The following is a 12,772-nucleotide window of genomic DNA, read 5'->3' as shown; positions in this document are numbered from 1 at the left end:
GTCAGTCGACGTGCAAAGCGCGTTCCAATGCAGCCGTCTTGACCAGCTGCGAGATGACGCCCGGCTTGCCCTTCAATGCCACGCGCGCCAGCACGCGCTGATTGGCCATCATTGACTCCTGATAGGCGTCGTAGGACCGCATGCGCGCCTCCCACTCCTGCTGCAGCTTGGAAATATCGTTTGCCGTACGCAGGGAGTCACTGTTCACGGCCGAAAGAGTTCCCGCAAGATTGCCATCGGCGCCGCCTCGCCAGCCCATGATCTCAGACAACGACGCGTTGATGCTGGGAATGGTCTTCTCGATGAAATCCACCGTCTCGTTGCGCTTCCGGTTTTCCATCATCTGGATGTTGACGCACAGCTGCTGCTGCTGCGCGTAGAGATCACCGGAGGTATCCAGCACAAACTTCTTCAGCAGGCTGCCAGCGCTGAAGCCCGCCGACGTACGGCAGAGGTCGGCGACCATATAGTCGTCTGGAACCCGCTCCAATGTGGCGCCTGGCGGCAAGCCGAAGTTGTTGATCATGCCCTGGATCTGGACAAGCGCATTTTGGTACTCCTGGAACGTCCTTCTCCACCGAGTTACCTGAGCCGCGTACTCCAGCCCGTCAGCCTTCATTTGCGCCTTCCCTTGGGCAAAGTCCTTCAGCGCCTGCATGAGATTACTGAGGTCGAAGACAGGGTAACCACCGGCCGAAACCGACGTGGTGGAGAACATGACCATGCTCCCCAGCAGGATGGCTGCCAGGCGCTTCTGACGCAGACCGCGGTGGCGCTTGTGATTTCGGGATGTCATGCTCATGTTCTTCTCCAGGGGAATGGATTTCATTCGGCGCTGTCTGATCCAGGGCTTTCAAGCCGCATCGGTTTCGGCAGAGGCCTTGGCTTTACCAGAGCCCTTTCGGTTCTTGTAGAAGTCCTCCAGCCACTGTTCCGGCGTGAGTTCGTCCACGGTGATCCGATTGCGGACTGCAGCCGTCTGCAGCACCCGATGCATGATGTCGATGTTGTCGGTCGAGGCCGAGATCACCGACAGGATGTCGTCCATGCCACGCAGGTTGAGCTGGCAGACACTGGAAGCATGGCCCTGCTTGACCAGGAAGCAGCGCGAGCGCTCGTCCAGTGCCGTGACCACCTTGAACTCCGCCTCGGTCAACTTCAGGCCGTCCATGTAGTCGCTCTTGCTGGCGTTCGGGTTCGGCAGCAGGATGAGCGTGGCGGTCTGCTCGATCAGGGCAGCGGAGATATCACTCTTCAGCGCGTCTTCCGGGCTCTGCGTGGCGAAGATGCCCAGGCCGTTCTGCTTACGGATGGTCTTCTGCTTGTTCTTCGCGAACTCCTTCAGGCCACCCTCGCCGTCCAGGATCTTCCAGAATTCGTCCATTACATAGATCAGCGGTCGACCGTCGATCAGCGATTCCAGGCGGTGCAGCAGGTAATTGATGACCGGCACGCGCACTTCGGGATTGTCGATGATGTCGGTGTAGTCGAAGCCGATGATGTTGGCCTTACTCAGATCCACCGTATCGATCGGATTGTCGAAGACCCAACCCAGCGAATTGCCCGAAGTCCAACGGCGCATGCGCGCATAGAGGCCGTCGTCGCCCATGTTGGGCAGGCTCTTCTGGAAGTTGGTCATGCTGCGCAGGTGCATCGGCGTATCGAGCATGCTCTCCACCGCACGGTAGATGTCCTCTTCCTCGCGGGCGCTGTACTCGCGCTTGCCGGCCAGCACCTTGATCAGGTCGGCCAGGAACTGCACGTTCGCTTCGTTGTTCTCGCACTGGAACGGGTTGAAGCCGGTCGGCGCACCGTTCTCCAGGGCCAGATAATTGCCACCGCAGGCACGCACGAAGATCTCCGCACCACGGTCCTTGTCGAAGAAGAAGATGGTCGGTGACGGCTCGTACTTCTGCACCTGACTGAGCAGGAAGTTGATCAGCGCGGTCTTACCGGTACCGGACTTGCCGATCACCATGGTGTTGGCGATGGCCTTCTCACCCAGCGAATTCTCGGATGGATGGGTGGCATGGAAATTGAAGTAGTACGGCTGGCCGTTGGTGGTCTGCAGCGTGGTCACGCAGTCGCCCCACGGGTTGTTGTGCTGCTTGCCCGTGGCGAAGTTGTGCAGCGGCGACAGGCCGAGGAAATTCAGCGAGCTGACGTTGGCCAGCCGCGTGCGGAAGCGCCAGTTGGCCGGCAGCTGCGAATAGAACGACGAGGTGACTGCCAGATCCTCCTTGGTCGACACGAAACCGGCGTTGGACAGCTCGGCACGGGTCGAGGCCACGTTCTGCGACAGCTTCGCCTGGCTGTCGCCATACACCGCGATGATGAAGTGGTATTCGCCCAGCACGAAGTTGCCTGACGACAGATGATCCATCGCCTGGTCGAGTTCGACGATCTGACTGACCGCCTTGTCGCCCGAGGAGATCATCATACCCTTGGTCCGGTCCAGCACCTTCAATGCGTCCTGGCGCCCCATCGGGCTGAACGAATGGGTGATGACGTACTCGTAGTCCAGATACTTCAGACCATTGAGGATGCCCGGATAGGTCCCCTCGGCATATTCCTTGATATTCAGGATCGCGCCGAAATGGTTAACGCCATTGGGCGTATTGATCACGAAATCGCCGGTCTTGGCCGAGAACATATGACGGCTGACCGGAAGATAGTCTTTCACAGGCGCCGACAGCACCGGTACCGGCTCATCGATGCGGTTGATCAGGTAGCCGAACAGCTCAAGCGTTTCGGAAAACACCACGCCGTTCTTGGCTTCGTACATACCGAGCCGGTAAGGCGCGTAGTCGCGGATCACAGCCTCGACGTTGCCGGCGAGCTCCATCAGCTTCTCGACGGCCTGCTCCTGCTCGGCGCGCAGCTTGTCCACGTTCGCGGACTTCTCCACGAAGCGCTTTCCCGCCACCACCGGGCGATAGATCATCGTCAGGTACAGCTCGTTCTGCATGATGCGCTGGGAGGACAGCATGCCCATGTACTGGTCGGACACATCCTGGTTGAAGCGCTGCTTGTAGTAGCTCTTTCCCTTCAGGGTGCGACGGCGCCGGATGTCATGCACCCAGAAGGCAACGTTGACGAAATCCGGTGCGCGCAGCGTCTGCAGCAACCGGTTGAAGGTGTTGTGCCGATGCTCAAGCTCCCATTCTTCGCGCCCCACGAACGGCAGCCCTTCCAGGTGCCACGTCAACAGGTAGTCGCCGCCCGTGGTCTTCACCACATTCGGAGCCACGTGCGACGACAAGGGGATGAATTCGCTGATGGAGGTATCTGGGTTGAACATACGACTGCTTCCAAAAGGTACTGCCGACAAAGATGCGGAGTTGGCCAGGCGGGCGCTCAACGCCCGCCTGGCCGGATCCAGCCCTCAATCCCTGGGGGCTGGCTTGTTGCGGTAGTGATTCGGGTTGAACACCCACATGCCATCATGCTCCTGCACGTTGCGCACCTTGAGCTTGAACATCAGGCGCAGGCCCAGCAGGCGGAAGATCATCTCGTCACGCTTGGCCATCTGCCGCATGATGAAAATGGCCACCGGGATGGTCAGCAGAAACCAGAAGTTCGTGTACATGCTCAGCAGCAACAACCCGCCCGCCACCATGAAAAATGGCAGGTAGGGAACGCCCAGGAACATCGCTGGGCGCGTGCATCCCCGGAACAGGACGTTCTTATGCACTGTAGTACTGGACGGCGTGCTTGATCATTTCAAACGCCATGCCAGCGCCGTCGCCACCACCGACCTTTTCGCAGCTGCCAGCCTCCTTGCCGAGCAGCATGCGCGCGATCTGGCCTGCTGCGCCGATCAGCACACCGCCGATGAGGATCGGGGCCACGTCACCGATGCGCTTGTGGGCAAACGCAATCTGGTAACCGGCGAAGATCACGGCGATCGTGACCACGGCGATCGAGGCCATGTTCAGCAGACCGTTGATGTTGGAGAAGAAGCCGCAGACCTTGCCATCGGTGCCGCCGAAGTCGGTACCGCCTGCCAGGGCCTGGGGAGCGAACACAGCACCTGCGAATGCGACGGCCATCAGCATGGTCTTCAGCGTGCGCTGGGCCTGGACGAGGTCGAGATTGAATCGCTTCATGGATTGATTTCCTTGTTGATGGACTAACACAACTGAATCGACCAGCCGGGGGACCGGTCGCACCACGACTTCGTCAGAACACGAAGGCCGCATCCCCTGCGGGAATCTGCTGCACCGGCGCACGGGGCGCCGGTGCGTTGTAGAAATTCTGGGTGTCCGCTGCCGGCGCGTTACGCTCATTCCACGGGCGCAGCATCACCGGCGCGTTCGCGCCGGCAGCCATCCCGGGAAGCTGTTGCGGCATGGCTGCCCCGCCCTGCGCCGCACCAGGCTGCTGATACGGCTGTGGAGCCTGCTGCGGCATGTCGTTTCCACGCTGTGCCTGTGGCTGCATCATTCGATCGACCGAGCCCAGCACCACGCGCGATACCGCCTGGTCGGCGATGTTCAGCAGGCTGCCGCGGGCCATCGCACCGGTGGATGGGTAAACGGTGTAGGCCCGGGCCGGGTCATTGGACGGCACGTACACCGGCGCACTGGCCTGGGCGACGATGCGTGCCTGGGCCGGCGAGGCCGTCTGCGGATGATGTTCGACCCTGACCACCCGACGCTCGCCGCGGCTGACCACGTCAATCGGCGCGACGCCGTTGCTTGCGACCTGCTGACCGCGGCGGATCGAGTCGTAGATCTTCTGCACGTACCCGTGACGGAAGCCGGTCTCGAAGTTGCCCGAGTAGTAGCAGCTGAACGACTTGCCCCAGTCTCCACCGGAGCGCTTGTAGCAGTCGGCGAGGATGCGCGAACCAGCCTGCAGGTTCGGGCACTGCTGGAAGGCCTTCTCATAGGAATCCAGCCCGTACTTGCCCAGGTTGTAGCGGTTGACCTGGGCCAGGCCAATGGAGAAGTTGTAGCCCTTCTCCTCCAGCATGCGAACGGTGGCCAGCGCCTCGTCGAGGGCCTTGGGCTGGCGCACCAGGGCGCCGCCGACCACGCCGATGGCATAGGGGTTGCGCGACGATTCCACGTTGATGACGTGCTGCATCACGTCCATCGAGACGGCCATTTCCGGGCACGCCATCATTTCCAGTCCTGGCAGCATTGGTCAGCCCTCCTGCCCCTGGGCACGCCCAGGATTGAAGTCGATGCCGGTGATGTAGCGCGAGCCGGCATGCGCCTTGATATGCACGACGATGTCGATGGTCATCATCAACAGTCGCTTGATCACGTTGAACTCCAGGCCCGAACCCTCGGCCGAGGCCTTCACCATCAGCGCCAGCTGATCCCAGGTCTGCTCCGGGCTACCGGCATGGCAACTGGTGATCGAGCCCGGGTGGCCCGATGCGCAGTTGCGGATGAAGTAGAACGCCTCGTCACCGCGCAGCTCGGCCAGGATGATGCGTTCTGGCTTCATGCGCAGGCAGGCTTCCATGCAACTCTTTGCGCTGACATTGCTGGTGCTCTGCCCGCCCTTGGAGTACAGCAGGTGCACTACATTCGGTTGGGTCAGAAACAGCTCGCGTGCGTCCTCGATCGTGACCAGGCGCTCGTTGTCCGGGATATGATTGACCAGCGCTTTCATGAAGGTGGTCTTGCCGCTACCGGTCGCACCGGAGACCACGATGTTCTTGCGGTACATCACCGCACGACGGAAGAACTCTGCGTACTCGCGCTGCTGGCGCAGTTCCAGCAGCTCGCGGTCCTGCTCGCTCAGACTGCCATCCTGTTCCAGGATCTGGTTGAAGAAACCATCCTCGTGGTACTGGGTGAGCGACTTGGTGTGCTTGGACGGCAGGCGGATCGTGATCGAAACCTTGCCGGCATCACAGGCCGGCGGAATCACAAACTGCGCGCGCTGGCCGGTGGGGAACGTGAGCGAGACGACCGGATCGGCATCGGTGATGCGCTGGCCGGTGTTGCTCTCGTTCACCACTGCCGTGCAGAACTGCCGGGCCCGCTCGAAGGTCAGGCCCGGCACATCCACCCGCTGCCACCCGGCCCGGGTTTCCAGGTACAGCTCACCGGGACGGTTGATGCAGATTTCCGTCACTTCCGGGGATGTCATGTACTCGGCGATGCCCAGCACTTCGTACTGATAGCGCAGGAAATCGCTGGAAACGAGGGCGAGGGGTGACACTTCGGCGTCCATGGTTGTTCTTCGGGTTACCGGCGCGGGTTGAGCACGTTGGTGAAGTCAACGTCCTTGGCGACGTAGACGTTCACGATGGTGCCCTGGTTGATGGTGACAGTCGGCGGGCGATTCGAACTGGTGAGGGCTTCGTTGGCGAGACGCTCCATCGTGCGCGCGGTGGCGCTTTCATAGGGCGAACGAACGGCGAAACCATTGCTGGAAACCGTCGTCGACTCTGGGCCATGTTCGGCTGCGGCGTACTTGAAGGCGTCGGCGATCAGGCTGATCATCAACGCCGATGCAATGCGACTACCCCAGTGCGCGCTGTACTGGCCAGGATGACCAGCACCACCCAGCTGATCCACGCCCGGGCTGGACATGGCCACGTCGATGCCATTGGGCGTGGTGATGCGATCCCAGATCACTTCCACGCGCTTGCCCTTGGGACCGCCACCGTACGCACCATAGATCTTGGACCCCTTGGGCAGCAGCAGGCTGCGGCCGTTGATCGAGTAGACCGGCTCGGTCAACAGGCACGACGTATATCCTGCAAGATCGGTGATGATGCGGGTCTCGAGTACACAACGCAGATAGGTGCCACGCACCAGCAGCGCGTCGGGGCTCCGGATGTAGGAAGCATTGGACACATCCTCCACATCAGGCCCGCGGCGCACCTTGGCCGGCGGAGCATTGCCGTTCTGCGCCTGCAGCGCAGCCAACGTGGCCTGCATATAGGGATCGTCGTTGTCCCCTGCTGCGGCCTGGCCGCCAGCGTCGCCCGTGCCCACGCCTGCGCCACCACTACCGGCAATGCGGCGATCCAGCAGACTCGGGCCACGCTCGACCTCGCGCTCGGGTTCGGCACGAGGAATGAACGTCGGGCCCATCGTTTCCTGCGGCGGTGGCGGCAGCATCGGAATGGGCTCGGCGGCTTCCCGGGCGGCCTCGCGAATCGCCGAGGGTGCAATGATCGGCAGGTCGGGGGTGCTCGAACGTGCAACCTGCGGCGGCGCCTTGGCTTCTTCAGCGTCTTCCTTGCCCTTGCGCAGCAGCAGGAAGCCCATGGCCAGCAACAACACCAGGATGCCGCCGAGGAACAACAGCGCCTTGCGGTTCAAGCGCTGCTCTTCCGCAGAGCGAAGCTGTGGGGCACTGGCATCCAGATCCGGCGCCGCCTCTGCCTGCGCGTGCCCGTAGTAGGGGTTCGCCGATGGCTCCTGAGCCGCAGGCCCCTGTCCGTACGGAGACGGATTCGGATCGTTTTCGGGAGTGTTCTGCTGGCTCATTTCTTCACGTTCCTTCGCAGGCCGACGACGAAGTCGCCGTGGCGGATGACCAGGTACGGGTACGTCCCGTGCACGATCAGCGTATTGCCCTCAACCGTGGTGTTGACCACGAAATCCTCGCCATACTCCTTCTCGCGACCGAATACGGCCGGGAAGATACCGGTCTTGTACTCGGGCGAGTTGGGCAGTTTCAGATAGGTGAAACGGCCATCGTCGTAGGCGTTGACCGGGACCAGCCATCCCATCTTCTTGGCCTTGCTGGTCGAATAGGAGTAGTTGAAGTTGTATTGGCGATCCTTGGCCAGCTCGGTACTGAGCAGCGGCTGCGCCTCCTCCTCGACCGCCGACTGGGCAGGGCCGAACACAGTGTCATTCGGATAGACGAATGCGATCTTGTACTGCACGCCGGCGCGACGGGCCTGCTCAAGCTGGCGCCAGTCGGTGGCAACGACCTTCAGCTCGAAAATGTACGAATGGGTCTCGGTACGCACCATCATGTTGGTGTCGACGTCGACGTTCTTCGGCTTGAGATAGAACACGTTCTCGCGACGGGTGAGTTCCCAGCCGCTGCTGAAGCCGGTGCTGTAGTCGAGGATCTTCTCGTTCGGGCTCAGCTCGATCTGGGTGGTGAGGCCCAGGCCGGTGCGAACCGGGTAGATGCGGTCCTTCTCATACTCGTAGTGGTCAACTGCCTGTGCCATCGCCGCGCTGGAAAACACCAGCGACAGCAACGACAGCAGCGCCCACGCGCTTCCCCTGATTTTTCGACTACTCATCGGTTGCTTGCTCCATCAGCATTTCCGGTGGAATGGTTCGGTGCCGGCATCATTGCCGGCTGTCCCGGCGCGCCCTGCCCCGGCATCGGCTGCCCCTGGACCGGCTGCCCCTGCATGGGCGCACCCTGCATCGGCTGCATCTGCCCATTGGCCGGCACTGCGACAGGCTGACCGGTGGCGGGATCGATCATGGTGGCAGCGGCCGGATTGTTCGGAACGTACATGCCCTGCGCCTGCTGCGCGGCGAGCTGTGCCTGTTGCGCGGCATCCTGGGCCTGCTGCTGCATGGCACCGTCATCCGGCACGGGCACGCCGCGCGCATAGTCGTTGTCGACACGGTACTCCGTGACCTGGAACGCCAATGGGTTGAGCACGCGGTCCTGTTCGGAGAGCGCCAGATTCTGGTTGTACTGGAAGCGCATGGTGACCAGCTGGTTGTCCAGATAGGTCGATGCACCGCTGCGCTTGTCGAGCAGGCTGCGCTGGATGCGCACGGACGCGCCACGGAAGCTGCCGTTCGCCTGCACGCCCAGCGGAGTAATGCTGAGGATCTTGACCCTGATCGCCTTGCCCCGGCCGTACATCACGAACGGATTCTGCGGATTGTTGCTGGCATAGCGCTGCTTCATGCTTGCGGCGACGGCATCACTGGACATGACGAACACCAGCTCCCAGTCGCGCAACCCCATCACCGCGGAGTCGTACGACTCGCGCGCCAGCACGTACTGGGCGACATTGCTGCGGTTGACCGCTTCATTGGTGGTGATCGTCTCGCCCTGGAACGTGCCCCTCAGGCGCGCCACCGTAGCGGTACCCGTGTAGGCATCGGCCATCACCAGGAACGGCACCTTCTCCTTCAGCGGCAGCATGTAGTAGTAGCCGCCCGCCAGGGCGAGCGACATCAGCAATGAGCCGGTGGCGACCCACCAGGCGCGGCGCTCACTGCGACGCGCCATGTCGGCCACGGTGATCTCGTAGCTGACCGCCTTGGCGACCGACTGCTCGACCTTGGGACTATTGCCGGGATCCTTCTTGCGGAACATGGATTCTTCCGTACTGCTGAAACATCAATGGGCGTGGCACCCCTGCGACAGGCGCGGGGAGCGGCACGTTCGATGATTTCGAGGTGGACTCAGGTGCCGCTGTTGGAATCAGCGCCCTGTGCCGACGCGGTCGGCGTCGAGCCAGCGCTCTGCACAACGATCTGGTTGCCAACGATGGAGACGGAGATGCCCTGCGCTGCATAGGCCGCCGTCAGATCGATCACGGCCTGCTGAGCGTTGGTGGTGTCGATGTTGGAGACTGCGCCGTACAGGGTGAAGTCCGAGCTCAGGCGGTAATCCAGCGTGCGTCCGGAATCCTTGGCCCAGCGCTCGAGCATGGCTTTGAGCGTGCCATCCATCGGCGAGGCCTGGTAGACGTAACTGGAGTAAAGCGGGATCTCGGTGGTTGCCGCAGCAAAGCGGTTCACCGGCTTCCAGCGGCCTCCGAAATCGGGAGCGGACTTGGTGGCGCAACCGGCCACCATCAACGCCGCCACTGCGGCGATGGACATTTTCGCGATAAACGCCTGATTCATACGGGCTTCACTTTGACGTACGAAAAAGCAGTCCCGAGCATTGGTCCCCTGGTCGTCCGGCGCTGCGTCGCGCACGCCGGAATCGGAGCGACGCACTGACTGGCAGCACACCCACTCCGGCTCCCCTGCAGCCAACGGCTGCCAACCAAGTCGCGGGGCCGCCAGACACTCCCGGCGACACACCCGCATACCTCACCAACGTCGAAACCATCCATGTTTCATGGCACAAACTCCTGGCCACCCTGCTCTACAACATCTGCCATCCATCACACATTTCTGAACGGCATGCACAGGGTCGCACAACCACGCGTCAATTCCATGTCAGACAAGTCTGAAAATCCATGAACAAATGCCGAATTCTTGACTCAAATCACGTTTTCACGTCAATGAATATGAATATACGTCACAAATTTAACGACATGAATTAGACGTTAAGCATGGGAACGTCGACTTTCGGCAGCAGCCGCGAGGTGAAGTAGCGATCCTTGTAGTAGCGGATCTTGTCGCACTTCACCGGATGCGGTATGCCCTCGTACAGGAACACTTCCTTGTCCGGCCCCATCGCCTTCAGCTCCTGCGGCAGCATCAGTGCCCGCCGCTCCTCGGTGAAGCTGTGGGTCTTCTCGCGGGCGTGCGTGACGTTCTTCTTGCGAATGGTGGTGTAGCCCAGCATGTCCGAATAGTCGTTGGCGTCCTGCTGCTCGCGCGGCGCGTACAGGATCTGCAGCGCGTGGTTGGTGATGATCGTGCGCGAGACTTCCCGGCCGTAGGTGGCATCGAGCTGGGACATGCTCTGGATGATCGGCAGCAGGCGGATGTTGTAACCGGCCATGTAAGACACCGCCGAGGCGATGATCTCGACCTTGCCGATCGAGGTGAATTCGTCCATCAGCAGCAGGCACTGGTACTTCAGGTCCGGGTTGGACTTGGGCAGTTCCTTGGTGTTGAGGTTGATCAGCTGGCTGAAGAACAGGTTGATGATCAGCCGGCTCTCGGCCAGCTTGTTCGGCTGGATGCCGATATAGATGGTCATCTTCTTCTTGCGCACGTCGGTCAGCAGGAAGTCGTTGCTGCTGGTGGCCTTGTCCAGCACCGGGTTGATCCAGGGATTGAGCGGTTCCTTGAAGGTGCCCAGGATCGAGGCGAAGGTCTCGTCGGCCTGGGACAGCATGTTGGCGAACGCCGAACGGGCGTTGCCACTGAGGAACGAACGCTCCGACAAGGCCTTGAGGTACTTCTTCAGATCGGTGCCATCGCCCGATGACAACCGGTAGACAGAACCCAGCGTCGGCGTGCCCGAGCCGCCCGGGAAGCCGCTGCTGCGCTCGTCGTCCCAGTTTTCGAACAGATACAGGGTGAAGGCCATGAACGCGTTGCGCGCCTGGCTGACCCAGAACTTCTGGTCCTCGGCGCCGTCCGGATACAGCATTGCTGCGATGCTCATCAGGTCCGACACCCGGAATGCCGGATCATCGGAGACATAACTGAGCGGGTTCCAGCGGTGCGTGCGCCGATCCTCGGCGAAGGGATTGAACAGGTAGATCTCCTGGCCCTGGCTGGCGCGCCAGCCGCTGGTCAGGTCGAAGTTCTCCTGCTTGATGTCCAGCACCACCAGCGATTCGCCGTATTCCAGTAGGTTCGGGATGACCACGCCCACGCCCTTGCCTGAACGGGTGGGTGCGGCAAGGATCACGAACTGCTGGCCGTCCAGCCGCACCAGTTTGCCGCCATGGCTGCCGACCACGATGCTCTGGCCGGTCTTCTTGAACATGCCATGCCTGGACAGGTCGGCGCCGGTGGCGAAACGCGCGTCGCCATGCAGCGAGCGCTTGTCCTTCTTCAGCAGCAGCACCAGACCGGTCACCAGCAGGACCAGCAGCGGCAGGCCGAAGCCCACGTAGCCGGCCCACTTGATCTTGCCCACGAACGGCGCAACCTGCGGCTGGCCGATGGCGTGGTAGTACTGGTAGTACGTGTTCCAGGTGAACAGCTTGGTGTCCAACCCCAGGAACAACAGGGTCAGGTAGCCGGAAAACACGAAACTAAGCAGCAGGGTCGCCAGCGTGACGATGGCGATGAGCAGATACTTCTTACTGGGCAACACCCGAATCCTCCATGATGCGCACGAGGGCGCGACGGCCTAGCGGCGGCGCCAGCGCGACGCCTTCTTCCGCAGGTTGTTTTCGTTCTCCAGCCCGGGCTCTTCGCCCTCTTCACGCACCCGCTGCAACAGCAGTTGGCGCGCTTCGGCCAGTGATACCAGGTCGGTCAGACGATCCCCATCGTCGGCGACGACCGCATGGCCGACCACATCGCCCGGAGCGTACACCGGCTCGTAGGACACTGCTACCAGCTGATAGCGGCCACGGGTTTCCAGCACATGCCTGAATTCCTGCATCGCATTCCTCCTTGTCGGGGCAACACTGCGTCCCCTGCCCCGCCATGATGCCCATCGCAGTGTCATCGGCGTATGCACAAGCGCTACGGTTTCTGCGCGAAACTGTGTGCGGATATCCAAGGAGACTGCAATGGACTGGGTAGCACTTGCACGCACGCTGGCCACCGAGGCCCACACGGGCCAGACGGACAAGGCCGGCCAGCCTTACATCTGCCATGTGGCGCGGGTGGCGGCCGCGGTGCGCGGCGACGATGACGCCGAAGTGGTGGCCTGGCTGCATGACGTAGCCGAAGACTGCCCGGCGTTTGCCGCACGGATCGAGGTCTTTCCCGCCCCGCTGCGCGAGGCGGTGCAACTGCTCAACCGCGACGCGGCCCCCGACGCGGACAGCTACTACGCGCGCATTGCCGCCCACCCGCTGGCACTGAAGGTGAAGCAGGCCGATCTGGATGACAACGCCGATCCGCAGCGCCTGGCGATGCTCGACGCGGCGACGGCCGGGCGCCTGCGCGGCAAGTATGCACACGCCCGGGCAGCGCTGGGCCTCTGATCGCGC

At 61.9% G+C, this 12,772-nt stretch carries 13 protein-coding genes; 1 reads left to right on the top strand and 12 read right to left on the bottom strand.

Annotated features, from left to right (window positions below):
- Nucleotide 1: 1 nt before the first annotated feature.
- From JLDANKMP_RS09180 to JLDANKMP_RS09125, 12 genes are all read right to left on the bottom strand, one after another.
- A complete protein-coding gene (locus JLDANKMP_RS09180; RefSeq protein WP_123958716.1) occupies nt 2-802 on the bottom strand; it encodes a hypothetical protein in 801 nt (266 codons plus the stop codon).
- 51 nt (nt 803-853) lie between these two features.
- Complete coding sequence (locus JLDANKMP_RS09175; RefSeq protein ID WP_024958424.1) at nt 854-3,301, bottom strand: VirB4 family type IV secretion/conjugal transfer ATPase; 2,448 nt, start codon at nt 3,299-3,301, stop codon at nt 854-856.
- Between the two features lie 84 nt (nt 3,302-3,385).
- Nucleotides 3,386-3,694 (bottom strand): VirB3 family type IV secretion system protein, encoded by a 309-nt coding sequence (locus JLDANKMP_RS09170; RefSeq protein WP_012480639.1) that lies wholly within the window; start codon nt 3,692-3,694, stop codon nt 3,386-3,388.
- Nucleotides 3,687-4,109, bottom strand: a complete 423-nt coding sequence (locus JLDANKMP_RS09165; protein WP_212560935.1) for a TrbC/VirB2 family protein — start codon at nt 4,107-4,109, stop codon at nt 3,687-3,689. Before JLDANKMP_RS09165 ends, JLDANKMP_RS09170 begins: the two co-directional genes overlap by 8 nt.
- A 73-nt stretch (nt 4,110-4,182) precedes the next feature.
- Nucleotides 4,183-5,148, bottom strand: coding sequence for a lytic transglycosylase domain-containing protein (locus JLDANKMP_RS09160; RefSeq protein WP_012480641.1), 966 nt, complete (start codon nt 5,146-5,148; stop codon nt 4,183-4,185).
- A 3-nt stretch (nt 5,149-5,151) separates the two neighbouring features.
- On the bottom strand, nt 5,152-6,195 hold the full coding sequence (gene virB11, locus JLDANKMP_RS09155) for a P-type DNA transfer ATPase VirB11 (RefSeq protein WP_012480642.1): 1,044 nt from the start codon (nt 6,193-6,195) through the stop codon (nt 5,152-5,154).
- 14 nt (nt 6,196-6,209) lie between these two features.
- The gene (locus JLDANKMP_RS09150; protein ID WP_012480643.1) at nt 6,210-7,463 is read right to left on the bottom strand and encodes a TrbI/VirB10 family protein; all 1,254 of its coding nucleotides are present in this window, start codon (nt 7,461-7,463) and stop codon (nt 6,210-6,212) included.
- Complete coding sequence (locus JLDANKMP_RS09145) at nt 7,460-8,239, bottom strand: TrbG/VirB9 family P-type conjugative transfer protein (RefSeq protein WP_012480644.1); 780 nt, start codon at nt 8,237-8,239, stop codon at nt 7,460-7,462. Before JLDANKMP_RS09145 ends, JLDANKMP_RS09150 begins: the two co-directional genes overlap by 4 nt.
- Nucleotides 8,236-9,282, bottom strand: a complete 1,047-nt coding sequence (locus JLDANKMP_RS09140) for a type IV secretion system protein (protein WP_043034645.1) — start codon at nt 9,280-9,282, stop codon at nt 8,236-8,238. The genes JLDANKMP_RS09145 and JLDANKMP_RS09140 overlap by 4 nt, the downstream gene beginning before the upstream one ends.
- Before the next feature lie 89 nt (nt 9,283-9,371).
- A complete protein-coding gene (locus tag JLDANKMP_RS09135) occupies nt 9,372-9,818 on the bottom strand; it encodes a hypothetical protein (RefSeq protein WP_012480646.1) in 447 nt (148 codons plus the stop codon).
- Between the two features lie 424 nt (nt 9,819-10,242).
- Nucleotides 10,243-11,922: a type IV secretory system conjugative DNA transfer family protein gene (locus tag JLDANKMP_RS09130; protein WP_212560934.1), complete on the bottom strand. Its 1,680-nt coding sequence runs from the start codon at nt 11,920-11,922 to the stop codon at nt 10,243-10,245.
- A gap of 36 nt (nt 11,923-11,958) precedes the next feature.
- The gene (locus JLDANKMP_RS09125) at nt 11,959-12,216 is read right to left on the bottom strand and encodes a hypothetical protein (protein ID WP_005410128.1); all 258 of its coding nucleotides are present in this window, start codon (nt 12,214-12,216) and stop codon (nt 11,959-11,961) included.
- A gap of 130 nt (nt 12,217-12,346) precedes the next feature.
- Between JLDANKMP_RS09125 and JLDANKMP_RS09120 the strand changes: the two genes are divergently transcribed.
- Nucleotides 12,347-12,766, top strand: coding sequence for a phosphohydrolase (locus JLDANKMP_RS09120; RefSeq protein WP_212560933.1), 420 nt, complete (start codon nt 12,347-12,349; stop codon nt 12,764-12,766).
- Nucleotides 12,767-12,772 lie beyond the last annotated feature (6 nt).

It is taken from the genome of Stenotrophomonas sp. PE591, assembly GCF_018320795.1.
GTDB classification, from domain to species: domain Bacteria; phylum Pseudomonadota; class Gammaproteobacteria; order Xanthomonadales; family Xanthomonadaceae; genus Stenotrophomonas; species Stenotrophomonas maltophilia.
This window is presented reverse-complemented; position numbering and strand designations above follow the sequence as displayed.